This is a genomic window from Nitrospirota bacterium (assembly GCA_015233895.1).
Lineage (GTDB): Bacteria > Nitrospirota > Thermodesulfovibrionia > Thermodesulfovibrionales > Magnetobacteriaceae > Magnetomonas.
Window position 1 is genome coordinate 1 of sequence record JADFXG010000040.1, and the last position, 26,234, is coordinate 26,234.

Annotated in this window: 24 protein-coding genes and 1 tRNA gene; 7 read left to right on the forward strand and 18 right to left on the reverse strand. The window is 44.4% G+C overall.

Features of this window, described 5'->3' with window-relative positions; all coding sequences use genetic code 11:
• From HQK88_15940 to nifH, 11 genes are all read right to left on the reverse strand, one after another.
• On the reverse strand, positions 1–514 hold a 514-nt coding region (locus tag HQK88_15940), incomplete at its 3' end, for a glutamine synthetase beta-grasp domain-containing protein (protein ID MBF0618292.1).
• Positions 515–625: 111 nt separating this feature from the next.
• Positions 626–1,381 carry a HesA/MoeB/ThiF family protein gene (locus HQK88_15945; protein ID MBF0618293.1) on the reverse strand — a complete coding sequence of 252 codons (756 nt, stop codon included), beginning with the start codon at positions 1,379–1,381 and terminating at the stop codon, positions 626–628.
• Entirely contained in the window at positions 1,365–2,243 is an 879-nt protein-coding gene (locus tag HQK88_15950) for a radical SAM protein (protein MBF0618294.1), read from the reverse strand. Before HQK88_15950 ends, HQK88_15945 begins: the two co-directional genes overlap by 17 nt.
• Before the next feature lie 17 nt (positions 2,244–2,260).
• Positions 2,261–2,539: a ferredoxin III, nif-specific gene (gene fdxB, locus HQK88_15955; protein MBF0618295.1), complete on the reverse strand. Its 279-nt coding sequence runs from the start codon at positions 2,537–2,539 to the stop codon at positions 2,261–2,263.
• A 199-nt stretch (positions 2,540–2,738) separates the two neighbouring features.
• Complete coding sequence (locus tag HQK88_15960; GenBank protein ID MBF0618296.1) at positions 2,739–3,152, reverse strand: P-II family nitrogen regulator; 414 nt, start codon at positions 3,150–3,152, stop codon at positions 2,739–2,741.
• Complete coding sequence (locus tag HQK88_15965) at positions 3,149–3,466, reverse strand: P-II family nitrogen regulator (GenBank protein MBF0618297.1); 318 nt, start codon at positions 3,464–3,466, stop codon at positions 3,149–3,151. The genes HQK88_15960 and HQK88_15965 overlap by 4 nt, the downstream gene beginning before the upstream one ends.
• A gap of 1 nt (position 3,467) precedes the next feature.
• Entirely contained in the window at positions 3,468–3,887 is a 420-nt protein-coding gene (gene nifX / locus HQK88_15970; protein MBF0618298.1) for a nitrogen fixation protein NifX, read from the reverse strand.
• Positions 3,884–6,463, reverse strand: a complete 2,580-nt coding sequence (gene nifE, locus HQK88_15975; protein MBF0618299.1) for a nitrogenase iron-molybdenum cofactor biosynthesis protein NifE — start codon at positions 6,461–6,463, stop codon at positions 3,884–3,886. The genes nifX and nifE overlap by 4 nt, the downstream gene beginning before the upstream one ends.
• A 12-nt stretch (positions 6,464–6,475) precedes the next feature.
• A complete protein-coding gene (gene nifK, locus HQK88_15980; protein MBF0618300.1) occupies positions 6,476–7,984 on the reverse strand; it encodes a nitrogenase molybdenum-iron protein subunit beta in 1,509 nt (502 codons plus the stop codon).
• Positions 7,981–9,411, reverse strand: a complete 1,431-nt coding sequence (gene nifD, locus HQK88_15985; protein ID MBF0618301.1) for a nitrogenase molybdenum-iron protein alpha chain — start codon at positions 9,409–9,411, stop codon at positions 7,981–7,983. The genes nifK and nifD overlap by 4 nt, the downstream gene beginning before the upstream one ends.
• Positions 9,408–10,250, reverse strand: a complete 843-nt coding sequence (gene nifH / locus HQK88_15990; GenBank protein MBF0618302.1) for a nitrogenase iron protein — start codon at positions 10,248–10,250, stop codon at positions 9,408–9,410. The genes nifD and nifH overlap by 4 nt, the downstream gene beginning before the upstream one ends.
• A 520-nt stretch (positions 10,251–10,770) precedes the next feature.
• Between nifH and HQK88_15995 the strand changes: the two genes are divergently transcribed.
• The 6 genes from HQK88_15995 (at position 10,771) to HQK88_16020 (ending at position 16,394) form a co-directional block, all read left to right on the forward strand.
• Positions 10,771–11,946, forward strand: coding sequence for an ABC transporter substrate-binding protein (locus HQK88_15995; protein MBF0618303.1), 1,176 nt, complete (start codon positions 10,771–10,773; stop codon positions 11,944–11,946).
• A gap of 38 nt (positions 11,947–11,984) precedes the next feature.
• Entirely contained in the window at positions 11,985–12,860 is an 876-nt protein-coding gene (locus HQK88_16000; GenBank protein ID MBF0618304.1) for a branched-chain amino acid ABC transporter permease, read from the forward strand.
• The gene (locus HQK88_16005; GenBank protein MBF0618305.1) at positions 12,857–13,834 is read left to right on the forward strand and encodes a branched-chain amino acid ABC transporter permease; all 978 of its coding nucleotides are present in this window, start codon (positions 12,857–12,859) and stop codon (positions 13,832–13,834) included. Before HQK88_16000 ends, HQK88_16005 begins: the two co-directional genes overlap by 4 nt.
• 15 nt (positions 13,835–13,849) lie before the next feature.
• Complete coding sequence (locus HQK88_16010; GenBank protein ID MBF0618306.1) at positions 13,850–14,620, forward strand: ABC transporter ATP-binding protein; 771 nt, start codon at positions 13,850–13,852, stop codon at positions 14,618–14,620.
• A 31-nt stretch (positions 14,621–14,651) separates the two neighbouring features.
• Positions 14,652–15,353 (forward strand): ABC transporter ATP-binding protein, encoded by a 702-nt coding sequence (locus tag HQK88_16015; protein MBF0618307.1) that lies wholly within the window; start codon positions 14,652–14,654, stop codon positions 15,351–15,353.
• A gap of 147 nt (positions 15,354–15,500) precedes the next feature.
• Positions 15,501–16,394 (forward strand): UDP-3-O-acyl-N-acetylglucosamine deacetylase, encoded by an 894-nt coding sequence (locus HQK88_16020; GenBank protein MBF0618308.1) that lies wholly within the window; start codon positions 15,501–15,503, stop codon positions 16,392–16,394.
• Positions 16,395–16,440: 46 nt separating this feature from the next.
• On the opposite strand, the gene HQK88_16025 is transcribed toward HQK88_16020, so the two are convergent.
• The 3 genes from HQK88_16025 to HQK88_16035 all read right to left on the reverse strand — a co-directional run bounded on the left by HQK88_16025 (position 16,441) and on the right by HQK88_16035 (position 20,727).
• A complete protein-coding gene (locus HQK88_16025) occupies positions 16,441–19,671 on the reverse strand; it encodes a response regulator (GenBank protein MBF0618309.1) in 3,231 nt (1,076 codons plus the stop codon).
• Positions 19,672–19,775: 104 nt separating this feature from the next.
• Positions 19,776–20,468 carry a response regulator transcription factor gene (locus HQK88_16030; protein MBF0618310.1) on the reverse strand — a complete coding sequence of 231 codons (693 nt, stop codon included), beginning with the start codon at positions 20,466–20,468 and terminating at the stop codon, positions 19,776–19,778.
• A gap of 13 nt (positions 20,469–20,481) precedes the next feature.
• Positions 20,482–20,727: a hypothetical protein gene (locus tag HQK88_16035; protein MBF0618311.1), complete on the reverse strand. Its 246-nt coding sequence runs from the start codon at positions 20,725–20,727 to the stop codon at positions 20,482–20,484.
• Positions 20,728–20,893: 166 nt separating this feature from the next.
• Here HQK88_16035 and HQK88_16040 point away from each other — a divergent pair.
• Positions 20,894–20,977, forward strand: a tRNA-Leu gene (locus HQK88_16040).
• A 47-nt stretch (positions 20,978–21,024) separates the two neighbouring features.
• Here the strand turns inward: HQK88_16040 and HQK88_16045 are convergent.
• The 4 genes from HQK88_16045 to HQK88_16060 form a co-directional block, all read right to left on the reverse strand.
• Positions 21,025–22,536 (reverse strand): HAMP domain-containing protein, encoded by a 1,512-nt coding sequence (locus tag HQK88_16045; GenBank protein ID MBF0618312.1) that lies wholly within the window; start codon positions 22,534–22,536, stop codon positions 21,025–21,027.
• A gap of 366 nt (positions 22,537–22,902) precedes the next feature.
• Positions 22,903–23,490 (reverse strand): molecular chaperone TorD family protein, encoded by a 588-nt coding sequence (locus tag HQK88_16050; GenBank protein ID MBF0618313.1) that lies wholly within the window; start codon positions 23,488–23,490, stop codon positions 22,903–22,905.
• 90 nt (positions 23,491–23,580) lie between these two features.
• On the reverse strand, positions 23,581–24,156 hold the full coding sequence (locus HQK88_16055; GenBank protein MBF0618314.1) for a 4Fe-4S dicluster domain-containing protein: 576 nt from the start codon (positions 24,154–24,156) through the stop codon (positions 23,581–23,583).
• A 15-nt stretch (positions 24,157–24,171) separates the two neighbouring features.
• On the reverse strand, positions 24,172–26,234 hold a 2,063-nt coding region (locus tag HQK88_16060; GenBank protein ID MBF0618315.1), incomplete at its 5' end, for a molybdopterin-dependent oxidoreductase.

A 26,234-nucleotide genomic window follows, 5' to 3' on the forward strand; every position in this document is an offset into this window, starting at 1 on the left:
TGTAGGCAAGGTTTGGTTTTTCGTCACGCCCGGAGTTCCATATTCCCTCGATAGAGTCTATATAGTAGTAGCCCTCGTTGGTTTTCTGGTCAAAACGTACATCGTCAAAGATGAAAAACTCAGCCTCCGGTCCAAAATATGCCGTGTCGGCTATCCCTGTTGACCTCAGGTAATTTACCGCCTTCATCGCTATGTAGCGTGGGTCTCTGCTATAGGACTCTTTAGTTATCGGATCGAGAATGTTGCAAATCAGATTCAATGTGGTGTGAGTCCTGAAAGGGTCAATAAATGCCGATGTGGCATCAGGAAGCAGCAACATATCAGAGGCATTTATGGCCTGCCAGCCTCTTATCGATGAGCCGTCAAAACCAAACCCCTCCTCAAAGGACGACTCCTCCAGCTGCCCAATAGGTACAGACAGGTTCTGCCACACGCCGGGGAAATCCACAAATAGTAAGTTTACCATTGCTACATTATTTTTCTTAGTTAGTTCCAGTACCTCTTTTGGTGTCATGTTGTTCGAAACCTCCGTTTTTTAATGTTTTCACTCTCTTGTCCTTATTTTATTACCACAGTTTTTTGTATCTTTAGTTCACCCCCCCCTTTTTTTTCATCTTAGGATAAATTAGCTGCAGACGTTGCAATTTGGATTCTTTTTTATCCTGAACTTTCTAAATTCCATGTCGTAAGTATTAAACATAAGCATTGTGTCCTTAAGCGGCCTGCCAAAACCCGTGAGTATTTTTATTGCCTCGATAGCCATAAGACAGCCAAGAGCGCCCGATACGGCACCCAGCACTGGAAACCCCAACTCTTGCCAGTCTGGGTCATCCTCAGGAAATACACAATCAAGACAAGGCGTTTTCCCCGGTATCACGTTAAACAAGTAGCTCTCCATCGCATTCATTGCAGCCTCTACCATTGGAACTCCGTGTGCCACCGATACCTTGTTTAATATCCTTCTTTCATAAAAGTTTGGCCTGGCCGAAAGTGCAATATCTACTTTACCGATAAGCTCGTCTGCAATTTTTTCACTTATCCGCTCGTCGTAGATTTCCACCTCCACCTGCGGGTTTAGCTCCTCTATAAATTTCTTTACTGCTATAACTCTGCTGTTTCCAACCCAGTCATGTTTCATAAGTATCTGCCTGTTTAAGTTCGATAGTGTCAATTTGCCGTAGTGAACTATAAACAGTTTACCAATGCCAGCCGATGCAAGATACACGGCGGCATTTCCCCCAAGACCGCCAATACCTGCAATCAGTGCAGATTTGCTTTTTAACGCACTCTGCTCTTTTTCACCAAATCCGTCTAAGAGCATCTGTCTCTTATACCGCTCTCTTTCAAACTCGGATAAAGTATTGTCAACAGACAACTGCATCGTAATCAACCCCCAAACCTGCCATTAACATTTCAAGCTCAACATCCACGTCCTCGCCAATAAGACCACAGGCATCTGAACGGCACTGCACACAGTGCCCCATCTGCGGCAGGTAGTATGCACACTCGGCTCTGATGTCAACAATCTCACTGTGCTTAGGAATCCTTAGATGTGAAAACTCACCCTGTGGTATCAAAGGCATGACATTCATTATCTCAGCCCCATACCGAGCCGCCCTGAGCGCTATAGTTGTAATTTCTTTATCGTTAACTTCTGGCATTAAAACCGTGTTGATTTTTACTGCAAATCCATAATTAGTGGCGGCCTTCAGACCATCATACTGTTTTTGCAAAAGGAGTTCCGCCCCTTCAACACCAGATAACTTTCTGCCCTTGTAATTCACCCACGAGTAAATTTTTTGGGCCGTGTGGGCAGTAGCCGCGTTAATTGTTATGGTTATGCTGCTTATTCCAGCCTCTTTTAAATCCTCAATCCTGTCTGCCAAAAGAAGACCGTTTGTTGAGATACACAGTATAAGCTCAGGGAATCGGGAGCTTATTTCCTTACAAACCTCCAGTGTGGTTTCATTAAAAATAGAATCCCCGGGGCCTGCTATCCCTATAACGCTGAGATTGGTTTTTCTGTCAATAAGAACTTCAACGCGCTCCACCGCCTCATCTTTACTTAGTAACCGGCTTGTTATTGCCGGTCTTGATTCATTGGCGCAGTCGAATTTTTTTACACAATATCTGCACTGTACGTTACACAAAGGAGCAACCGGCAGGTGCAGCCGTCCGAATTTGCCGTGCGCCGCCAATGAAAAACATGGGTGGCTTTCTAACAACATCCTTTTATTAATCATAATTCCCGCCCTTTCTTTTAAAGAGCCGTGTGGCTGTGGCATTTTCTCGTACATACCCTTCTACATGCCTCACAGCCAATACAGTTATCAGGATTTGACAGAGACATGACCTTGTTGCCCAGATCGTCCCCAAACTCATCATCGCCTTCAAACGGCTTGTCAATTAGCTCAAGAACTCCTCTGCCGCAGACCTTGTAACACCTGCCGCACCCTAAGCACTTACTTATATCAATGGAGTCCAAAAACCTTGGGATCCATACCGTCCCGCCTCTTGTCAAACCTATCATTTCACCCATACGAAATCCTCCTGCACTTATACTGAGTCGCGTTCAAAGATATAAATAAAATACTGGATTCCTGCCTACGCAGGAATGACAGGATAAGAACCACCCCTTTGTCATCCCGCACCGCCCTTTGTCATCCCGCACTTGTTGCGGGATCCAGTCCTTTTTCTCCACCATTACATTATATTACCTTTTTGGCAGCTACTTGGTATTAGATAGCCGCAACGCCCCTCTCTCCGGTTCTAACCCTTACGGAGAGCTCTACCGGCGAAACAAAGATTTTACCGTCTCCGTGGCGTCCCGTCTGATTAGCATTTATCACTGCATTAACTGCACTTTCCACCATTGTCTCCGGCACCACCACAGTCAGCATCCGCTTGGGAACGTATAACACCGGCTTTTGCAACTGATGCTCCAGCGCATACACTGACGGTGTGGGCACAAGCCTTACAGCAGAAGAGAGCCCGTCTTTCATCTCATCGTCATACTCAAAATTGAGAACGCCTTTTTGCTTTCCCCTGCCGTCCACACTTTGAATACTCATAGAGGGCAGCCCAAGCTCCTCAAGGGCCTTTTTAGTGTCAGGCAGCTTGTGCCGGCGGATTATTATAGTTAGCTCTCTCATAACGTGGTTTCCCCAGTCCGTATTGTATAGGACTTTTCAACCGGTGTTACAAAAATTTTACCATCTCCAATGAAACCCGTTTTCGCTTTTCCCTCTATAATCTTAATCACCGTATCCACCTCGTTGTCCTCTACGACAATAAGAAGCAAGGTCTTTGGCAGCTCGTCATATGTAACAGGGCCAACCTGAAGGCCTTTCTGTTTCCCTCGTCCAAACACCGGCATTTTTGTTAAAGAAGGAAAACCAGCCCCCTCAAGTGACAACACAATTTCCTGTTCTTTTTCCGGTCTTATAAATGCTCTTATCATTTTCATCTCACTGTACCTCCGTATGGTTTATAGTATTGTCCATAAGTGCTTTTTTAAGCCATGGAGCCGGCGACTTTTGTATTGTCTCCTGTAGGTTTTGAAGCAGCTCGGTAATTACCGACCCCTCATCTACCTTGATCGGCATGACTGACCGTTTTACAAGCCGTGCGGCAGCAGGACCTCCTATTTGCGTAAAGTAAATTATTTTACAATCACAAAGCTTCTCCACCTTTGCCTCAACCTTATCAATATGCAGTTGGCCCTCATTGCGGCTTTCCTGTATCTCTGTGGTCTCTTCATTACTGAATGTCCTTCTTTCAATAAATTCACAACCAGTGTATTTCATCTCATAAACCTCAAAATTACCGGCTCTGCCGAAGTGCTCATCCACTTTCCCGCTGCCTGTTGTTGCAAACGCTATTTTCATCTATGGCCCTCCATTAAAATGGTTCCCATTTCATTGACCAACTCTGTAGCCCCCCTGTATCCTACACGCACTTTTGCCGTATAACCAAGCATCTTATGCACAGGAAAGCCCATCTGTAAAATTGGTATGTTTAATGCCCTTGCAATGTCAGTGCCATGAGAGTTGGTTATCAATAGATCAAAATCCCCTTTTATTGAATACATATCCCCTGTGATTATCTCCTCAGCTATGATGTGCCTTAATCTGTCTGATTTGTTTGGGCAAACGGCAAGTTTAACCTGAGACCCCATTTCGTACAATAACCGGGATAACTGTATAAGGTGGTCTGTCTCCATAGCGGCACATATGTGTTTTCCGCCATAAAAATAATGGGCATCCCTCTGAGCGTCAACCAAAATATCTCTCTGCAACAGATACTTATCCGGAATTGCGCTGCCGCTTATAGCACTAAGCGTACTCATAAACCTGTCAACATCGGCTAAAGATGACAGTCCCTCAAAGACCACATATTTAGTAGAGCATAACTCGTTAATTTTCTTAGCAACAGTTTTCATAGCAGTGCCAACTGCTATTGTAAACTCAGCAGCAGGAAGATGAACGATTTCACTTATTTTTAAGCCTCCTGAGGTCAGAGGAGAAAACCCCTTGCGCCCTCCGTTTAAAGACGACAGGTCAGGCAGGGTGATGACTTGCAAATTAAAATCCTCAATTATAGTTTTTATCTCAGTGAAATCAGCCGGCGTTAAATGGGGCCCTATGAGCAAATTGACCAACCGTTTCTTTATCGGATAAATTCCTGCCTTTACAAGTGTTTCCACTGTTTTTTCAATTGCCAGCGCATACCCATCCTCTAAAGAGCTTAGATAGTCAGGGGTCGGGACATGAATTATTTTTATTCCTTTAAGCGTCTTTCTCAACTCAGCTAAAGCTCCCTCAACATCGTCTCCTTTTACCTCGGTAAGACCTGTGGTAACAACGGCTATTAATTGCGGCTTTTGTTTTTCGTATATACCGGTGATTATTTCAGCAAGCCTTTTTTCACTGCCTAAGACCACGTCCTCTGTGAAAAGTTTAGTGCTTTGCAAAGAAATCGGCTCGTTGAAATGGTTCGTTAACAGCACCTTTGTCAAAAAATTACAACCCTGCGCTCCATGAACTACCACCGCAGTTTTATCTATCCCCTGAAAGGCTAATGCTGCTCCAACTCCCAGTGAGTGCTCAAGCGGATTTACCACAAGAGGTCTTTCGGCACTATCTGTCTTTACACTACAAAGCTTCGGCTTATCTTTAGTGTAAAAGGAAATGGAGTTGGAAATATCCCTTGCAAGATTTATTAAACCATCGTAACCTGCATAAGCAGTGTGCCTTTCCTGATTTACATCTATAAATGGAAACCCCTCTTTTGCCGCAAGATAAAAATTCCGTCCTCCGGCCACAAGTATGTCCCCTCGTTTGTCTCTCATTAATCCTGCCAGGTTCTTTGGCGTTACGTCCTCATAGAGCGGAGCGTCATCGCCTAATATCCCCTTCATTTTAACCTCATCCTCAAAAGTGCTCTTTTTAGTTCCTACGGCAACAATCTCTATGCCCACATCCATAAGAGCAGAAATCAGAGACCAGCTTTTGACCCCACCTGTATAGAGCACAGCCCTTTTACCGGAAAGAGAGGAATACGCTTTGAGCGATGTATTTACCCTGCTTTCGTGTGCAGAGATAACCGCCTCCACCTGCTGTAAAAACTGAGGAGAGTTATCTAAAGAAGAGGCTATTGCTCTTAATGCCTCCGACATTGACGTTTTGCCGTAAAATGAAACCTCCACGTATGGAATATTGTATTTCCTCTGCATTTCAACGGCAACATTGATCAGTGCGCGGCTGCACACCACTACGTTTAACTTTGCATGGTGAGCGCAAGTAATTTCATTAAAAGTGGAGTTACCGGTTATCCGTGATAGAATCCTTACTCCAGCCTCCTCAAGCACAGGCTCTACAAAGTCTAAGTCACCGGCAATGTTATACTCGCCTATCAGATTTATGTCATAGGGGGTCAGATGTGGTGGCTTTCCCGTGCCTATGACGTAATCAAGCAACGCCTCTCCTGCTATCCTGTTGCCCAGATTCTTTGGCCCCACAAACCCCGGACTAAGCACTGGTATTACCCTTACAGAGAGAGCATCTTCTGCTTTCTTACAAACAGTTTCCACATCCTCGCCGGTAAGCCCGCTTACGCACGTAACATATACAAAAACGGCAGATGGTTGAAACTCATCCTTACAGAGGCGTATCGCATCATATAGCTTATTTTCAGAACCAAAGACTACGTCCAGCTCTTTCATGTTGGTGCTAAATCCCATACGATGGAAATGCCCCTTAGTTGAGACAGTGCCACGACCCTCCCATGTGTTTGACGTGCATCCAACAGGCCCGTGCACAAGATGTACGGCATCCGCTATGGGCTGAAGAACAATCATAGCGCCATCAAAGGCGCAAGACTCCCCTCCCCTGCTTCTGCACACCTTGTGCCCCTCATCTGCCTGGCACACACCCACTGTGAGTTCATCCACATTTTTGTACACTTTTAACGGCTCCTATCGTATTACGTCAAAATTCATTGTGAACATCGACTTTCTGTCCATTTCATCCAACAGAGTGTTTACAATCCAGGTTGTAAGATTGATAGCTCCCTGATAGCCTATAATTGGGTAGCGGTGAAGGTGATGCCTGTCAAAGAGAGGAAATCCGATGCGAACAAGAGGCGTTTGAGTGTCTCTCCACAGGAATTTGGCATACGAATTGCCAATAAGTAAATCAACAGGTTCCGTAAAAAGCAGAGACCTCAGGTGCCACATGTCTTTTCCAACATAAATTTTAGCATCCTTTCCGTTAGGACTTTTACTAAGCAAAAGTTCTGCGTCTTTAGCAAACGTTTCATCTCCATTTGTACAGAGGATATGAACAGGGCGTCCTCCCATTTCAAGGATAAAAGACATAAGCCCCATTAGCAGATCAGGGTCGCCAAAAAGTGCAAACCTCTTACCGTGCACATAAGGATGGGAATCTATCATAGCGTCAACCGCCCGTCCCCGTTCGTTTTCAATCTCGGAGGAAACGGCCTTGCCGGTTACGGCTGTAATAAGGTCAAGAAACTCGTCGGTATTTTCTATGCCTATTGGTACAGGGGCAAGCTTAAAATCTTTTCCCCAGACATTTTTAATAAATTCGCCGGTCTTTATAGTTGAATACTTTTGTATGGCAACCGTAGAGAGCGCATTGACGGAGTCTTTAAGAGCGCTCAAAGGTGTACCCCCCGGAAAAAGCCGGTACCTGCCGGTATTGGGGGAATCCAATACATCGCTTATGTCAGAGAGTACTGTTGTTTTAACGCCCATTGAATTCATAAGACGTTTGATTTCCAAATAATTGCCGGTATAGGTATCAAACCCGGGAATTATATTTATCGAATCTGTAGTGGCACTTTTCACAGCCCCCGCAACTCCGCTTAAAATCCCCTTCATCATATTGTCGTAGCCCGTAATGTGTGAGCCGACAAAACTCGGAGTGTGGGCAAATGGAATTGCCAGGCTTTGCGGTACAATGCCTTTTTCCACAGCGCTTTTAATAAAAGAATTAAGGTCATCCCCTATTACCTCTGCCATACAGGTAGTAGATACCGCTATCATATCGGGTTTATACAGGGTGTAAGCGTTTTCAAGCCCCTCCAGCATGTTGCTGACTCCGCCAAACACAGCTGAGTCCTCAGTCATGGAGGATGACACTGCCGCCACAGGCTCCTTAAAGTGTCTGCTAAGGTGGCTTCTGAAATACGCAACACAGCCCTGAGAGCCCTGCACAAAGTTTAAAGTATTTTCAAATCCTAAAGCACAGAGCATAGCGCCAAGAGGCTGACAGGCCTTTGCAGGGTTTATAACCAAAGCCTCTCTTTTGAAGTTCTTTTCCCTGTACTCATCGCCTGCGCTCCACAGCGCAGTTTTTTGTACCTCCTCTTCCGGGCACGGATTTTCAAATTCCCGTTTTCCCTTGAACTGTTTTATATAAGTCTCGTCAGTAAAAAGCTCGTTATGGTCTTTAACAATCATTTTTTCCTCCGTATGAGTTTCCACGTTGGACTGTTTACGGTCATATCCATATCTCTGGCAAATACTGCAAAACCGTCAAACCCGTGATACGGTCCCGAATAGTCCCACGAGTGCATCTGCCGAAATGGAACTCCCATCTTGTGATACGCATATTTTTCCTTAATCCCTGACCCCACAAGGTCAGGCTTTAGCCTTTTAGCAAATTCCTCAAACTCGTACGGTGTTACATCGTCATAGATAAGAGTGCCCTCTTTAAGCTCTGGGTATGTTCTTTTATAGTCGTCGTTGTGGCCAAACTCATACCCTGTCGCTATAACCTCCATTCCGAGATCCTCGTAGGCTCCGATAATGTGCCTGGGCCTTAACCCGCCAACGTAGAGCATTACGGTCTTGTCCTTGAGGACTGGTTTATAAGCCTCTATAACAGCATCCATTTTAGGCGTATATTTTGCTATTACAGCCTCCGTGCGCTCTCTTATGTTATCGTCAAAAAGAGCAGCTATTTTTCTCATACTTTGGTATATCTTTGTCGGCCCAAAGAGATTATACTCGACCCACGGAATTCCATACTGCTCCTGCATAAATCTGCAAATATAGTTCATAGACCGGTAACAGTGTATGAGATTAAGCTTTGCCTGCGGAGCTATTGCAAGTTCATTAATTGTGGAATCGCCCGTCCACTGTGCAATGACTCGCAGTCCCATCTCCTCAAGGATTTTTCTTGAGGCCCAGGCATCTCCCCCTATATTGTAGTCTCCAATCAGGTTAACATCGTAATCGGTAACCTTATCTAAGGTGCTCTTTCCAATTACGTGGTCCCGGATGCTGTCGTTTGCGATGTGGTGCCCCAGTGACTGGCTTACCCCTCTGAAGCCCTCGCACCGGACCGGAATTACCGGAATTCCCAGCTCCGCCGTCATTTTCTTTGCCACAGCCTCTATGTCGTCTCCTATGAGGCCAACCGGACATTCGCATTGAATGCTTATACCTTTGGCCAGAGGAAACATCTCCTTGATTTCCCTGCAAATCTGAGCCAGCCTCTTATCGCCCCCAAAGACAATGTCCCTTTCCTGAAAGTCACTGGTTACGTGCATAGCGCCAAAGTTATCCACACCAGTTGTTCCATTGGAGTAATTTCTGCGAGACCACCAACTGTACTGCCCACAGCCAACCGGGCCGTGGCTCAAATGTACGACATCCTTAATCGGCCCCCACACGACCCCCTTTGACCCGGCATACGCGCACCCCCTTATGGTCATGATGCCAGGCCGTGATTTCACATTTGATTTCACCGCACAGGCTGAGCCACACTCTCCGGAGGGGTCATTGGGCTTTACGTGTTTTTCCCGTAATTTCCTGGTCTTTTCAGGATACGCCTCCATGACCTCATCTATTATCTTCTGTGTCTGTTGAATTGCTGTACTCATGCAGCCTCCACGTCCCCGTCCATTATTCCAAACTCCATTAGAAGCGCTTCAAGCTCCTCCATTTCAAGTGGAGTTGGGATAACGAAATTTTTGTTTTCCGCTATTTTTTTAGCTAATGCCCTGTACTCATCACACTGAGGATGTTCGGGTGAATACTCGATACAGGTTTTTCTTCTTAGCTCCGCCCGTTGCACATGATTATCACGTGGTATGAAGTGAATCATCTGAGTGTTTAGCTTTTCAGCAAGGGCTATTATAAGCTCGGCCTCTTTGTCGGTTTTTCTTGAGTTACAAATAAGACCGCCAAGCCTTACGCCACCACTGTTAGCGTATTTTAGTATTCCACGAGCTATATTGTTTGCCGCATACATGGCCATCATCTCGCCGGAGGTGACTATGTATATTTCCTTTGCCTTACCCTCTCTTATGGGCATAGCAAAACCGCCGCACACAACGTCCCCTAAAACATCATAAAAGACGTAATTAAGGTCTGGCGTATAAGCGCCATTTTCCTCAAGAAAATTGATTGCCGTAATAACACCACGTCCGGCGCAGCCCACACCAGGCTCAGGGCCTCCGGATTCGGCACATTTTATTCCTAAAAATCCCTCCAGCAAAACCTCTCCGATTTCGAGGTCCTCCACCGAACCCTTCTCCCTTGCCATGTCCATTACCGTAGCCTGAGCCTTTCTATTTAGTATTAATCTGGTAGCATCGGCCTTAGGGTCACAACCCACTATCATACATTTGTGGCCGGCCTCAGCAAGCGCTGCCACTGTGTTTTGTGTCGTTGTGGATTTCCCTATGCCCCCCTTTCCATAGATTGCAATCTGTCTCATCATAACAATGCCTCCTTTGCATGTGATCGTATTATTACTTGTAATTGCAATTATTATGCCAAGCAAAATAATGATTTAAAAACAGATAGTTATAATTGTTTTATGGTTATAATTTTTAATGGTTAGCTACATTTTTGTAGCATTACCTACAAAAATGTAGCTTTTGGACGGAGGCTGGTCTTTTTTAAGTATTAGAATGCTGGTAAAGTTATATCTATAGTGAAGTGCATAACAACGTTCACTTTTTTTAAAAGCTGAGATTGCCACGTCGCTATCGCTCCTCGCAATGACGGATAAATAAATACTGTAAAAACAGCCACTTGCCGTCATTGCGAACCCACGTAGTGGGTGTGACAATCTCATCTTTAGTGAGTTCAATACGAACATACTTTTGAACATCACTATATGAGCGCAATTCCGTATTATAACAAGTCTATATAATCTCAAGTTGATAAAATGCGTGGGAAATGGTAAAATTCCGGCCATGGAGAAAAATAAAATGGCAAACAAACTCAACAAGATGGTGCTGTTAGCCGTGGCAGTTTCATTGGTATTAATTTCAACGGTGGGTTGCAGCAAAAAAGACAGCAGCGTTAAGGCTGAAGGTGATGTTATTAAAATAGGAGTAATAGCGGAGTTAACAGGTGAGATTCCAGCCGTCGGTGCCTCGTGCAAAAATGCTGCAGAAATGGCCGTTAAAACAATAAATGACAGCGGTGGAATAGAGGTTAGCGGAAAGAAAATGAAAATAAAGATTCAAATAGAAGATAACGCCGGACGTGCCGAACAGGCTGCCTCAACCGCTCAGAAACTTATAACTCAGGAAAAAGTCGTTGCCATAATTGGTCCAAACTCAAGCGGCGGCGCTATCCCTACATCTGAAATAACAGAGACTGCTAAAATCCCAATGATTACCCCCTGGTCAACCAATCCAAAAACCACAGTTGACACACGGCTGGGTAAACCCAAGCGCTATGCCTTCAGAGCCTGCTATCTGGACTCTTTTCAGGGACAGGTGCTAGCGCTTTTTGCCAAAAACACTCTGCATGCTAAAAAAGCCGCTATCTTATTTGACTCATCATCTGAGGTGCTAAAGGGCCAGGCCGAGGTATTTAAAAACACCTTTGAAAAAAACGGCGGCTCTGTATCAGCCTATGAGACCTACACACAGGGAGACAGAAATTTCTCCGCACAGCTTACTAACATAAAAAACTCCACCCCGGATGTTATCTTCCTGCCCTCATACTACAGCGATGTGCCCCTTGAGGTTCAACAGGCCCATCGCCTCGGTATTACAACACCATTTCTCGGTAGCGACGCATGGGCAAGCAGCGAGCTGCTTAAGCTCTGCGGTAAGGACTGCGACGGATACTACTTTAGCAGCCACTACAGCGCATCATCTAAATCGCCTGATACGGTAAAATTCGTAAAAGACTACGAGGCACTCTATAAAAACACCCCTGACGATGTTGCAGCTCTCACCTTTGACGCCTTCGGTATTGTCTTTGAGGCAATAAAGGCGGCAGGTAGTGCTGAGCCTGAGGCCATACGCAATGCCATCGCTCAGATAAAAGGTTATCACGGTGTGACCGGAAATATCTCGTTTACAGGGGAGACAGGAGACCCTGTCAAGGGTGTCGTTATTTTGGAAATTAAAAACGGAGCTTTTAACTGGTACACCGATGTTAACCCATAGAGCGAAGTGACTGTCTCTGCGATTGAATGCGGCTTGGTATGAGTTACCTAATTCAGCAGTTTTTAAACATACTTCAACTGGGCAGTCTCTATGCTCTCATAGCTATCGGGTACACGATGGTTTACGGGGTGCTTTCTTTAATTAACTTTGCACACGGTGATGTGTTTATGCTCGGTGCTTTTATATTTTTCTTAGCTGCTCTGTGGCTAAAATTATCCTTTATTCCGGCATTAATCGTGACCGTTTGTGTGACAGCGTGTGTGGGAGTATTGATTGAAAGGCTTGCTTACAGACCGTTAAGGAATGCTCCTAAAATGTCTGCAGTCATAACGGCTCTTGGCGTAGGGGTTTTTCTTGAAAATTTCACACTGGCGCTAAGCCCCTATCCTCAGCACATACCGGAAATAGTTAAAAACAGGGCGTGGGTAATGGGCCAGGTAACTGTGTCTTCAATTCAGACCATAATAATTGCAATATCTGTTACCCTCATGGTGATACTGGATTTTTTAGTAAGAAAGACGAGGTTTGGGATGGCCTTAAGAGCTATATCGTGGGACATATCAGCGGTTCCCCTTATGGGAATACCGGTTAACAGAATAATTTCCCAGACTTTTGCCTTAGGAGCAGCCCTTGGCGGCGCAGCCGGTGTTATGTACTCACTGGCCTATCCGGTAATAGACCCGTATATGGGAATAATGATAGGGTGGAAGGCGTTTATTTCGGCTGTCGTAGGTGGAATCGGTAATGTCCGGGGGGCAATGACAGGCGGCTTTATTTTAGGTACGGTAGAAATTGCTGTCACTATGTTTTTACCCTCTACCTATCGGGACATTGTGGCATTTACACTGCTGTTTGTGCTTTTAATCTTTCGGCCTTATGGAATCTTTGGAACTGCTCGTTTAGTAAAGCTATGAAAGTGGCTGCCTCCGCAAAAAAACTCGCAGTACCGGCTATTTTACTTGTTGGCTGTGCCCTCTCTTGCTCTGTCAGTAACTCTAACCTTGTTGACCGTTACGTTGAACTTGTTGTCATGTATGTTGGAATCAACTTTATATTAACCCTTAGCCTGAATCTTGTAAACGGTTATATGGGAGAGTTTTCCGTGGGGCACGCAGGGTTTATGGCAATAGGGGCATACACCTCAGCCATTATTACTGTAAAAGTGTTTTCACTTTCACTGGGGCCGTGGATTTTTCCTCTTGCGGTGCTTACAGGTGGTATGGCATCGGCATTAGCAGGGCTTTTAGTTGCTATTCCATCGTTTAAAATACGCGGGGATTACCTTGCAATTGTCACTCTTGCCTTTAATATGATAGTAAAATCAATCATAGAAAACGTGGATTTCCTGGGCGGCCCCAGAGGATACCTCGGAATAGCGAAACTAACGTCTCTGGTGTGGGTGTTTTTCTTTTCCTTTATGGCTCTTTGGGTAATAAGGAACTTTGTTTACAGCAACTATGGCAGAGGAGTGGTTTCTATTCGTGAGGATGAAACGGCGGCTCTGATTATGGGCGTTGATACGAAAAAGGTAAAGATTATGACATTTATGTTATCCTCGTTTTTTGCCGGTGTGGCGGGCGCCCTCTACGCACATCTTTTGCAGTTTATAAGTCCGAAATCATTTGATATTTTAAAATCCACAGAAATTCTGATAATGGTGTACCTCGGCGGGATTGGCTCAATAGCGGGCTCAGTGCTCGGAGCCACCATTTATACCGTGCTGCTTGAGCTGTTAAGGCCTCTTGGTATATGGCGAATGGTCATTATGCCGCTGGTACTGGTGTTTCTTATGATATTTCGGCCTAAAGGGATAACAGGACTCAGGGAATTTAAGTGGTTTATCCCGTCTGCTGAGAAGAAAATAAAACTATTTAACTACAAGGTGTGATAGAGAGAGGCGGCTTTGGACTTATTAAAGATAACCGGATTGACCCATTACTTTGGGGGGCTCAGGGCTATCTCAGATTTTGAACTAACCATCAACAGCGGTGAGATTTATGGGATAATAGGACCAAACGGCTCAGGCAAGACCACTTTGTTTAATCTGATAACGGCAGTGTACAGGGCGACATCGGGAAGTATTTTGTTTAATGGAACCGAGATAACAACGATGTCCTCTGACAGGATAAATGCTCTTGGGATTGCCCGGACATTTCAAAACATAAGGGTTTTTAACGGTTTAAGTGTCCTGGATAATGTGAGGGTCGCTCAATTTAACAAATTTAAATATAATATCTTAGAGGCGCTGTTTCATCTGAAGAGTTTCAAAAAAGATGAGGCTTTGGTAACACAACGGGCGTGGGAGCTGCTTAAGAGTTTTAATCTTGACCACAGGGCGTATGATTTAGCAGGAACTCTGCCTTATGGCTTAAGAAGGTACCTTGAAATTGTGCGGGCACTTGCCACAGAGCCCTCTTTGGTGCTTCTTGATGAACCGGCAGCCGGTATGAATCAGGCGGAAATCGGCAAAATGATTGAAACTGTAAAAGGCATCAGAGATAAATACGGTGTGGCGGTGTTAGTGATAGAGCATCAGATGTCTCTTATAATGGGGATTTGCGAGAAACTAAAAGTGCTTGATTTTGGAGTTACGATAGCAGGTGGTCTGCCTGAGGATGTAAGGAAAGACGCCAAAGTGTTGGAGGCTTATCTTGGCTCAGAGATAACAGATTAGAGGGTTTTTTGCAGTGGAAAATAAACAAACCATTCTCAGCGTAAAAGACCTCAGTGTCAGTTACGGCAATATCAATGCCGTTAACGGGATAACTTTTGACATCACAGAGGGTCAAATTGTAACACTTATCGGGGCTAACGGAGCCGGTAAGACAACACTTCTGAGAGCTGTCTCAGGGCTTATTCCCTATGAGGGAACAGTATCGTTTTCCGGCATCAATCTTAAAGGTAAAACTCCACATGAAATCATATCGGGAGGGATAACACATGTGCCTGAGGGCAGAGCTATTTTTGGAAATCTGACAGTTATGGAAAATCTGGAGCTTTCGGCATGGGTTGTTAAAGACAAGGGCATTTATAGGGAGCGTCTCAGGCATATCTTTAGTCTGTTCCCCAAATTGGAGGAAAGGAAAACACAGTTAAGCGGTACACTTTCCGGGGGTGAGCAGCAGATGCTTGCCATAGGGCGGGCTATTATGACAGGGGGCTCACTTATGCTTTTGGATGAGCCCTCCATGGGGCTCTCTCCACTGCTTGTAAAAGAGATATTTAAAGTAATTCTGGATATAAACAAATCCGGTAAGACAATCCTGCTTGTTGAGCAAAACGCTAATATGGCACTTCACATAGCAAATTACGGTTACGTGCTTGAAACCGGCAAAATTGTCTTTCATGGCTCTAAAGAAGTACTTTCAGGCAATCCAAAAATCAGAGAGGCATACCTGGGTGTATAGCAGTAGTAATTTGTGTTGCCAAACAGCCGGCTGTAAATTGTGTCGTTTGTAACACAATATTAATGTTTTTTATACATTTTCCTGTTAAGAAATAGCGGTTTTTCAGGGTTTACATTGTGGCATATAATTTGCATATTTAGTAGAGTTATGAGATATCAGACGACGATAAAAAAAGAAGTAACGTTTGAGGGAGTAGGTCTGCACACTGGAATATACTGCAAGGTAAGTATTTATCCGGCCTCTGTGGACCATGGAATAGTTTTTCACCGCCCTTGTAAAAATGCCTCCTTCTTTGCAAATGTGGGGACTGTGACTGATACAGTGTTTGCCACAACCATCGGCAACGAAAGGGCTAAAATCAGGACTGTTGAGCATATACTTGCTGTGCTTTCTGCTCTTTCTATAGATAACGTAACCATAGAGGTAGAGGGACCTGAGATTCCCATTTTGGATGGAAGTGCCATCGAGCTTGTTAACCTTCTGCTTGATGCCGGTATTAAAAAACAAAAAAGAAAAATGCCGTATATTAAAATACTTAAGCCTGTTGTTTTTGAGGACAAAAACACCTCAGTCACTGTGTATCCTTACAATGGCAGAAAGATTTCCTTCAGGTTATTTTTCCATAATCATTTTCTGGGCGAGCAGTTTTTCTCAATAGATCTCAATGAGGAATCCTTTATAAGGGAAATAGCTCCGGCAAGAACATTTGGTTTTCTGAAAGATGAGGAGTATTTCAGGCAGCATGGCCTTGCAAAGGGTGTGTCGCTGCAAAATGCTGTGATTTTTAGTGACAGTGACGTCATCAATGAAACAGGCCTGAGATTTACCAATGAGTGCGTAAGACATAAGATACTTGACAGTATTGGGGATTTTGCCCTTACCGGCTTTCCCATACTTGGGCATATTGTTGCTGATAAGTCCGGGCATACATCAAATATAAAATTCCTCAACACACTGCTTTCCTCCTCAGACTGTTGGGAGGTCGTAACCGGTGAAATTGAAAAGTCAGCATACCCTGTTTTTAGCTTAAGTTATACATAGCATTTAATTTAAGTGGCAGAATGCCACGCCTTTGATGTCTGACACTTTACTGGATTGTGCCCACAGGTTTTGCAAGTTGTATATTAATGTCTTTGATAGCCATATTTAGTTCAAACTGTAAACTCTCTATAAAACTCAAAACTGCAGCTCTGCCAGCATCGTCCAGCTCTTTATTTAACTTCCTGAGAGCCAGTTCCATCCTAAAAGACTCGCTTTTAAGGGCTACAGCTCCAATGTTTGCCGACATACCTTTAATTGTGTGGGCTTGTTTTTGAAGTCCGTCCACATTTCCAGCTTCTAACAACTTTCTAAGAAGCTCTAACTGCTGCGGGGCATCGGCATTAAAGGCTGTCCACATGTCTCTGAGAATTTCCTCATCATTGTCAAGCCGCTGCAGTGTGTCTTTTATATCCAGTGCCTTTGCCGAGGTTCTTGTAGAGGGCTGCTGGGCAACCATTGGCTGCTGCAATGAGATGTGAAGTTTTTCCGCCACTGTCTCATGTTTTGAAACCGGTACGTCAGGTTTTACCTGCCCTGATTGTACATCTTGCGACATCCCCTGCACCTCCTTTGACCGTAAGGCCGTATATTTATCAATTAATTTATATAAATCCTCAGCTTTTAGCGGTTTAGAAATGTAATCGTCCATACCTGTTGAAAGACAAAGTTCCATATCCCCCTTCAAAGCATGTGCGGTCATGGCGATTATGGGAATGCCCACATTTATCTTTGCGTCCTTTAGGCCCCTTATATATCGTGTTGCCTCAAGGCCGTCCATATCCGGCATCTGCACATCCATAAGGACAACATCAAAGATTGTATTAGCCAGCTTATCCACAGCTTCACGCCCACTCCCAACCACTACGGGTGAGTATCCGCGCTTTTGCAGCAGTTTGACTGCCAGAGTTTGGTTTACGATGTTGTCCTCAGCTACCAAAATATTAACTGGTGCCCGCACCTCCCGCACTGTGTGGCGGGTTAAAAGTGGTGCCTCAGGGTTATCCCCTCTTTCAAACGCCAAATTAATTAACTCTATCAAGTCTGATTTAAAGACAGGAGTAATAATATAGCCAGAAATACCAAGTTCTCTGCAAAGTGCCGCATCTCCTTTTAAACCAGCCGAAATAAGCATTATGACTTTAATCGGCGATTTCCCTATCAGATGTGATTTCATTCTCTTTGCAAATTCAAACCCGTCCATGTCAGTAAGCTGAAAATCAAAAACGACTGCGTCAAAAGCGGCCCTCGGCAGTTTAAGCTTGCTGAGTGCAGTTTCAGCATCTTGTGCTGTTTCAACAATGAATCCTTCACTTTTTATCATCTCGGCAACACTGCTCAGTGCAGTTGGGTTACTGTCTGCTACCAGTATGCGCCGGTTTTTGACGTCTTTCGGCTGAGTATGTACGACTGCCTGTGGGGATGTTTGCTGAGTTGAAAACTTAGCCGTAAAGTAAAACTTGCTGCCTTTCCCGATCTCGCTCTCTACCCATATATCGCCACCCATCATGTGGAGAACCTTTTTAACTATTGCCAGCCCTAACCCCGTGCCCTCATACCGTTTTGTCATAAAAACCTCACCCTGAGTGAAGCTCTCAAAAATCACATCATGTTTTTCCCTGGGAATTCCTATTCCGGTATCAGACACTTCAAACAGTATCCGGATTTCTTTATCAGATAGTGGAGGCAATGGTTTGTTATTTATAGTGTCAGGCGCTTTAGATACCTTTAACTCGATTTTACCCGTTTCGGTAAACTTCATTGCGTTACCAATCAGATTGACAAGCACCTGCCTTAACCTTCCAACATCGCCCTTTAAAGATGACGATACATTTGGCGATACATCGGCACTGAGTTTTATCCCTCTGTTCATAGCCTGAACTATAAACGGCTCAAGTGTAACATTTATTGTGGAAAGCAGATCAAAATCCACCTCATCCGCCTCCATCTTACCGGCTTCTATCTTAGAAAAATCCAGAATACCGTTTAGCAGACCAAGCAGGTGGTGGGATGAGTTTTTAACCATCATCAGATACTCTCTCTGTTCTGAGTCCAGACTGGTATCCAGAACAAGCTCAGTCATCCCAATGATACCATTCATCGGAGTACGTAGTTCATGGCTCATATTGGCTAAAAATGCGCTTTTTGCCCTGTTTGCTCCCTCTGCTGAGTTTTTTGACTTAATCAATTCCTCTTCAACTTTTACGCGCTGGGCAATCTCAAGCATAAGTTTCTCATTTGAAGCGGTAAGCTCAAGTGTACGCTCAGTTACAAGCACCTCAAGATGATTCCTGTACTTGATCAGCTCCTCCTCTCTTTGCTTACGTGAAATGGCATTTACAAATATTTCAGCCGCTATTCTTATGAGCGATATAACATCTGAGGCAAAAAACCTCTCAGCCGTTATAGCATCAAAGCCAAGCAACCCTATCAATGTCTCTCCGTAAACCATTGGCAAAGCCAACAGGGTTTTCACAGAACCTGCTTCAAAAAACTCCCGCTCGGACAGCGCATCCTCAGGCAGTTCGTTTATAGAGCTGAGGGATATATTTTCAAAAACATTTAACTTTGCAAACCATCTTTCCGGTACAAGGTTGCCCGGTTGCAGCCGTCCATTGGCATCTGTGAGCAGATTTTCTTTTCCCAGATATTTTGGCGGCACATCCTCGGCACACCACTCAAAGATTTCCACGCCTGTTCTGTCATGCCCCGTAAACACTACGATATAGCCCCTCTCCATGCCAATAAAATCAGCAATTGTCTGAAGTGCATGATTAAGCCAGTTTTTAACGTCTTCTGAGGGGATTGTTATAAATGTGGAGGAAATATTTGTTATCAGTTTGATGAGTTCAACTATGTATTGGAGTTTTTTCTCGGCGCGCTTTCTTTCCACAATCTCTACAAGCATCTGCCTGTTAATTTCCTCCAGCTCGCTTGACTGTTCCTCCATCTGTTCCTTATAGTCACTGAAATTGGTAAACAAACGATTGAGTACCGAGGATGCCTCTAAATCATCGGCTGACTCGGAACCTGCTATCGGCTGATTAAATGTTTCCTCAGAAAATTTCTTTGCTTTGTCTATGAGCTTGCTAATAGAAGAGTCAGCATCAATTGTTTCTGTTGTACATTCAGTCTTGATATTATCTTTCACAGGCTGCTCAACGTATGACCTAATGAGCTTCTCAAGCCGGGCGATATCGGCCTTAAACCCTACTTCAAGCCGTGCTAAATCTGCTTTTGTGACAAGTTCTTTGTTTAATTCCACATCTGCTCGTGCCATAATGTGTATTATATCAAAACCAACAAAAAAACACTATCAAATCTTTCGTGGCGGGGTTAAGGAATAATAAACTCTTTTGAACAAATCGCTCTCTTGTTGCGTAATCAGATACTGTCATCAAAGTAATAACCTACACCCCTGCGGGTTTTTATATAAGCGGGCCTGTCGGATTTATCCTCTACCTGAGCTCTAAGCCGTCTTATGTGAACGTCAACAGTTCTTGGCTCAACGAATGCCTCATCACGCCACACCGCATCAAGCAGCATGTCGCGGGTCTGGACCTTGCCTCTTTTTTTTATCAGATAAACCAGAAGTTTAAATTCTGTGGGACTTAGAGATAAAACTTTTCCATTTTTGGTTACCGTGTAAGTTTCCATGTCTATTTGTAAGTTTCCGGTTTTTATAATTTTCTCTGTAGTGTCCTCATCAGTGGTTCGCCTGAGCACTGCCTTTATGCGTGCCATCAACTCTCTTACGCTGAAGGGTTTTGTTAAATAATCATCAGCGCCGGACTCCAACCCTGACACCTTATCTGACTCCCCGGATTTGGCTGTCAACATTATTATAGGAATTGACGACGTCCTTTTTGATGCCTTAACACGTTTGCAGATTTCCATGCCGGTCACGCCAGGAAGCATCAGGTCCAATATGATTAAATCAAAAAAACCATTCAATATGGTCTTAAGCCCATCTGATCCGTTATAGCATATGGTTACACTAAAACCCTCTTTTTTTAAATTATACGATAACAGCTCCGCTATGTCCTTTTCATCTTCTATGACTAAGATTTTTTTCATTTAGTCAGAAATGTTACCTCCACTGGGTGTTATTAAACTGGCCGCTCTGTAAGTTAACCATCAAAAATAATGATCTGACATAAACTGAACATGCCTCATATATATGTGATGTGCATGTATGCCGGCCAATGTACACATATTGTTCAATTTTCTCACCTGGATACTGCCACGATAGTTTACAACGCTTTTTACCCGATTCATAATAAGGACACATTGCGGTCTCCTCCTTTAACGTTGATGTAAGTAACGGCTTTTTCACAACAAAGCTGCTTACGCCCCCTCTTTACATCATGCTACTATTATTTTAACAAATTGATTGTTACAATTGTATTAAGATTTTTTTAGAGTTTTATATTGTTATGAATTTGTGTATGTTGACAGCCAGCAACGCTGTGTGTTAAATTGGATGGGAGCACTACAGCGAGGCCGAAGTGGTGGAATTGGCAGACACGCAAGGTTCAGGGTCTTGTGGGGGCAACTCCGTGGGGGTTCGAGTCCCCCCTTCGGCATATCTTAACACATCAGTTTTTCAGTGAGACGTGCTAACCTCCTCGTTTTACCTTGCTATAAGACTTTGATTCTTGTCTGTCCTAAAAAACGATACCGCACTTTGAAGTTGTTCGGATTGAGAGGAGAGTTCCCCGGCAGTAGAAGCCATCTGTTCTGCAACAGATGCGTTTTGCTGTATTACCTGATCGAGCTGTTGTATCGCCTTGTTTATTTGTTCGATGCCGGTGCTCTGTTCGTTGTTTGCTGAGCTTATCTCTTGTACTAGTTCTGCGGTCTTTTTAATGTCTGGTACTAATTTTGCGAGCATAGCACCGGCTGCTTCGGCTATATTTACACTAGAGGTAGACAGATTGCTGATTTCTCCTGCCGCCTTCTGGCTGCGTTCGGCCAGTTTCCTCACTTCGGAGGCAACCACGGCAAACCCCTTGCCGTGTTCGCCAGCTCGAGCCGCCTCTATGGCAGCATTGAGGGCAAGGAGGTTCGTTTGTCTGGAAATCTCCTCGATAATCGATATCTTGCTGGCTATCTGCTTCATAGCATTGACTGCCTCGGCCACGGCATTACCGCTTCCCTGAGCATCGAGAGACGACCTGACGGCTATTTTTTCGGTTTCATGGGAGTTTCCGGCATTTTGCTTTACGTTTGACGACATCTCCTCCATAGAGGACGATACCTCCTCCACCGACGCTGCTTGATCCGTAGCGCCCTGAGACATATCCTTTGTGCTTTCGCTTATTGTATGGCTTGCCGCGGCTACGCTGTCCGAGGCGGTCTTCACCTCCGATACAATCTGTCTCAATTTATTTGACATCTCATTTAAGGACAACGAAAGCTGTCCGATTTCGTCCTTCTGTTCTATATGAATCTCCGTGGTGAGATCTCCATTTGCGATATTTTTAGCAAATTCTATCCCCTTTAAAAGTGGTTTTAGGATCGTGTTGGAAAAGTATAGACTTATGAACATGGCAAAAAGCAATATAATCACACCTATAATTACCGCTATTTTTACGACGGTCCGATTTGTTCTTATTAAATCCACCGCATCAGATGCTATTATAAGATTTAAATTCTCCATCTTTTCGCCGTTAAAAATAAAATCCGTTTTCCTTGCATAGTACTCTGTATTATTTGCCTGTAATTTAGTTAATCCGCTTTTGTTAAATGTGTCAAGGTGTTTTGCAATAACCTTGTCATCAATAGTCGAACCAAATATCAATGCCGCTTTCTCCGGTACAAACAGCGGTTTAATATTATATTTCTCCTTTATTTTCTCGTCTATGTCCTCGTGCACATTTGTTACGATTACGGCTATATCCACGCCCAGAACCTTTTTAATTTCCATGAGCGTCTGTTGATTTGGATACGTGCCGGCCTTAACGAGACCTACGAATATGTTTTTATCGAAAAGCGGATAGATACTGTCCAGACTTAAAAGCTTAGTCGTGGTAGATACTTCTAAACCGAAAGACAACTTTTTCTCGTTTAATGCATTTTTAAACAATGGGGTACCGGATTTATTATCCCCAAATTTAGCAGGATTATGCCCCCTCATAAGCATTATACCCCCGTTATTGGCAACCTCCACTGTTTCGACTTCACTATCTATGCCGTGTATGGATTTATACAAAGGCACCAGGAGCTCTTTCAAATTATCTTTGTTTTGTTCCCTGACTGCATTAACCACATCTTTATTGTAAGAAATGGCTGCAGCGTACCCTGCCAGTTTATTAGCCTTTTGTAAAAAATATTCAGGGATTTCTTTTTCTTTTTGATTAAGTTTTTGCTCATAGGCAGTTATCATATTATGTGAATTAAACCTTACAATCAGTGTCATCGAAATAAGAAGAGTAAAAAAAACGGTCGTTCCTATCAATAACATCAATTTTGTTTTGAGTTTTATTCCCTTGAACATTTTGTCAGTCTCCTAAAATCTAAAGAAATCGTTTAAATTTCTCGTTGTTTGCGCTAGTGCTTTATAAAAATCTGTATCTGCTGCTGCCTCCATGTCATTGGTAAACTGCGGAATCCACGCTCTGAGATGCTCATCAATAAACCGTTTTGTCAGATACAGACAATTTTGCCTTTTTTCAGATTCAATGTTCATCTTTTGAAGCAATACCGCGAGAAAATTGAGTTCTGCTCCGATATGGTCAGACATTATGTCGGGGGTATTCATTGCCAAACCGGCTTCGTGATAAAAAGTCCGGACCTCATCATGTGCCTCCTGCATCATAAGTCTTTTCGACGAAGTATAAACAGATTCCCATGGCGGACACAGCATTTTGTAAGGACCTATAAAAAGCTGTGTAAAATCCCATAGGAGATCCTCAAGCTCTTTTTCCGATTCCGTATCTATTTCCCCGAGAGCTTCTTTCAGATCCCACATAAAGAGAGATTTATCCTCATAAAGCGCAATTTTCCATTTTTCGATAGCCGCTTTAACCGGTTTGCAAAGATACATGCTGCTCAATAAACTAACCACCCTTGATGATTCCACCATTACTGGAGCCATAATACCTCCTGCTGTAGTCATAATAACTCTCCCAGTGGGGCAGACTCCCCTAAAGTGGATTCCTCTGCCTGCCCCACTAATCCTCCTGTTTTATTTATTTTCGGAATATCTCGCTGAAGGAATAGTCAACGTCGTATCGGCTAATCCCGGAAGCTTATCTTTAATTGGTCTTCTGTATATCTCGGGAGGTGTTTTCAGGGCATCGATATCGCTCAATTTTCCATGCCACAAGGCATACCCCGGACATGTCCGTACACAGGCTGGGGGTAGACCCTCCTTCAACCTGTGATAACACATAGTGCATTTGTCCATTTTCTTTTTCGTCTCATCAAAGACAGGAGCACCAAATGGACAAGCGGCGGCGCATCTCTTACACCCTATGCACTTATCCTGGTTAATGAGAACGGCTCCGAACTCAGGCTCTTTTGTTATCGCCTCAGACGGACACGCCTTCATACACGCTGGCTCTGCGCAATGATTACAGGCGGTAGAGAGGTATCTTGCCCTGACATTAGGGTATTTCCCTTCTTCTTTGATTATAACTCTTCTGCGTCTTACCCCTATGGGAAGGTCAAACTCCTGTTTGCACCCCGCCTCACAGGCCTTGCAGGCGATACAATTATTCTCATTATAGTACCAGCCTGTCTGATTTGGATTCCTTACCATATCTATATAACCTCCTTATGCCTTTATTATCCTGACGCCAATTTCTTTGGTAACAATTTGGCCAGAGAGTTTCTCGGCCTTGCCAGGCAGGAATTGACCGTCATTTGTTCCTGCAGGAGACCATTTATTGAACTTATTCATGCTGCCCTTTGCCACCTTACCGAATCCCCAGTGGCCAAAGCCGTGCTGGAGGGCAACAACCTCGGGATGAATTCTTTCGGTTACCTGAATTGTTGCTTTTGCCCTGGAAAAGGCGGATTCGATCCAAATGGCGTCTCCATCCTTAAGTCCGAACCTGTCGGCAGTGGCTGAATTAATCAAAAGAGGATTATCCGGCCTCATTTCCATCAGGTAGGTGTTGTTAAAGGTTCTTGAATGGGTATGCTGGTTTTGTTTGTAACCAACAAGATACAGAGGGAATTCAGATGTCGGGCTGTCCTCGGGTTCAGTATATTCGGGAAGCCCGCTTAGTTTATGTTTTTTCAGCAGCTCGGAGACAAGCTCAAGTTTTCTCGTGGGTGTATCAAACCCCTTCATAATCTTGTCACCAATTTTTACACCAGCCGCCTTGCCATCCTTATCTTTCACGACGCCGGTCTTTCCGTCAATGCTGCCTCCCTCCGGCAGCGCGACCTCCTTTCTGAATTTCTCATACTCGGTTTTGCCGGTCATAGCAAGGGTCGTTTTCTTATATTCCTCCCAGCTCTGTTCTTTGGCATACAGGGTAGGGTTATACTCATCAGCATAAAAAGCATCGTAACTAAGATCGGACGGGGAGTAACCATTCTTATCCCTGAGCCCCATCTTCTTTATTACGGCCATCCAGAATTCGACCTCGGTCAGGCCATTGATTACGGACTTCACTACCGGCTTTCTCAGCCCTAACACCGGCCATGTTACCCAGTAACCGGTAAAGTCGTATCTCTCGAGGTACACCGAACCCGGTATTACTATGTCGGCAAGATCTGCGGTTTCACTCATATATATATCGTTAACCACCACGTACTCAAGCTTTTTGATGAAATCGATGTTCTTCTTTGTATTGGGTACAGACATGACAAAGTTCTGAAATACAAATACGCCCGCTTTGGGCACGCCTGAGCCGGGGGTGGTCTCTTTACCGCTTAGCACCACATCCCTCGTCTCTATGTAAATCCCTGAGCCATGGCCAAGTATGTATTTGCTCCCTTTGCCATCCACTCTTGGCTTTTTCAGTGAGGGCAAATCAACTTCAAGGTCGTGATGTTTATTCCCTTTCTTACTCGGCTGCATCATTGTGCCCGGTTTGTCTATCATGCCAAGCAAGGCAGGAAGAGCTGTGATGGCATACCCGCCGAGAGAGGCGTTTGTATGGTGCCCGGGACCGCTCCATGTGTCAATGACGACAGGTTTTCCAGCCCTGGCAAGCTCACCAATCTCTGTGGCGATTCTCTCTATATTTTTTGCCGGAATACTGGTTATCTTCTGTGCCCATTCAGGGGTTTTATCCGAGACGTATTTCGAATACTCGTCAAAACCAACACACCACTCTGTGATAAAGGCTTTGTTGACAAGGTCTTTTTTTATCAACACGTGGCCTATAGCCAGGGCAAAGGCGCCATCGGTGCCGGGCCTTATGGGTACCCATTCATCGGATTTAGCCGCTGTCTCGTTATACAGGGGATCCACATAGACCAGTCTGGCTCCCTTTGCCCTTCCTCTGTTCATTATACCCGGCAGATGTATGAACTTCGTTGCGGCCAGGAAATTCCATCCAAACACCAGAGAATAGGAGGTATCCTCGAAATCCGCAAGGGGACGCTCATCCCCCATCACAAGCTTAAACGACGCCTTCCTTGCCACATCACAAAGGTTGGAATGGTTGTGATAGTTCGGAGTCCCGTACATCTTGCATAAATCCGACTGAATATGGGTGAAGCTGTGGTCTTCGCCAAACCATGCAAGGCTTTCAGGACCGTACTTATCTTTAATTTTTTGGAGCTTTCCAGCGACCTGTGTTATCGCCTCATCCCACGAAATCGCCTTCCACTTGCCGCTGCCTCTCTCTCCAACCCTCACCATAGGGCTCTTCAGCCTGT

Bases quoted from the DNA above. Each gene is read 5' to 3' on its own strand.
- HQK88_15945 (MBF0618293.1), bottom strand. From the start codon at position 1,381: ATGCAGTTGTCTGTTGACAATACTTTATCCGAGTTTGAAAGAGAGCGG.
- HQK88_15950 (MBF0618294.1), bottom strand. From the start codon at position 2,243: ATGATTAATAAAAGGATGTTGTTAGAAAGCCACCCATGTTTTTCATTG.
- fdxB (MBF0618295.1), bottom strand. From the start codon at position 2,539: ATGGGTGAAATGATAGGTTTGACAAGAGGCGGGACGGTATGGATCCCA.
- HQK88_15960 (MBF0618296.1), bottom strand. From the start codon at position 3,152: ATGAGAGAGCTAACTATAATAATCCGCCGGCACAAGCTGCCTGACACT.
- HQK88_15965 (MBF0618297.1), bottom strand. From the start codon at position 3,466: ATGAAAATGATAAGAGCATTTATAAGACCGGAAAAAGAACAGGAAATT.
- nifX (MBF0618298.1), bottom strand. From the start codon at position 3,887: ATGAAAATAGCGTTTGCAACAACAGGCAGCGGGAAAGTGGATGAGCAC.
- nifK (MBF0618300.1), bottom strand. From the start codon at position 7,984: ATGATTGTTAAAGACCATAACGAGCTTTTTACTGACGAGACTTATATA.
- nifD (MBF0618301.1), bottom strand. From the start codon at position 9,411: ATGAGTACAGCAATTCAACAGACACAGAAGATAATAGATGAGGTCATG.
- nifH (MBF0618302.1), bottom strand. From the start codon at position 10,250: ATGAGACAGATTGCAATCTATGGAAAGGGGGGCATAGGGAAATCCACA.
- HQK88_15995 (MBF0618303.1), top strand. From the start codon at position 10,771: ATGGTGCTGTTAGCCGTGGCAGTTTCATTGGTATTAATTTCAACGGTG.
- HQK88_16000 (MBF0618304.1), top strand. From the start codon at position 11,985: ATGAGTTACCTAATTCAGCAGTTTTTAAACATACTTCAACTGGGCAGT.
- HQK88_16005 (MBF0618305.1), top strand. From the start codon at position 12,857: ATGAAAGTGGCTGCCTCCGCAAAAAAACTCGCAGTACCGGCTATTTTA.
- HQK88_16020 (MBF0618308.1), top strand. From the start codon at position 15,501: ATGAGATATCAGACGACGATAAAAAAAGAAGTAACGTTTGAGGGAGTA.
- HQK88_16025 (MBF0618309.1), bottom strand. From the start codon at position 19,671: ATGGCACGAGCAGATGTGGAATTAAACAAAGAACTTGTCACAAAAGCA.
- HQK88_16030 (MBF0618310.1), bottom strand. From the start codon at position 20,468: ATGAAAAAAATCTTAGTCATAGAAGATGAAAAGGACATAGCGGAGCTG.
- HQK88_16045 (MBF0618312.1), bottom strand. From the start codon at position 22,536: ATGCTTATGAGGGGGCATAATCCTGCTAAATTTGGGGATAATAAATCC.
- HQK88_16050 (MBF0618313.1), bottom strand. From the start codon at position 23,490: ATGGCTCCAGTAATGGTGGAATCATCAAGGGTGGTTAGTTTATTGAGC.
- HQK88_16055 (MBF0618314.1), bottom strand. From the start codon at position 24,156: ATGGTAAGGAATCCAAATCAGACAGGCTGGTACTATAATGAGAATAAT.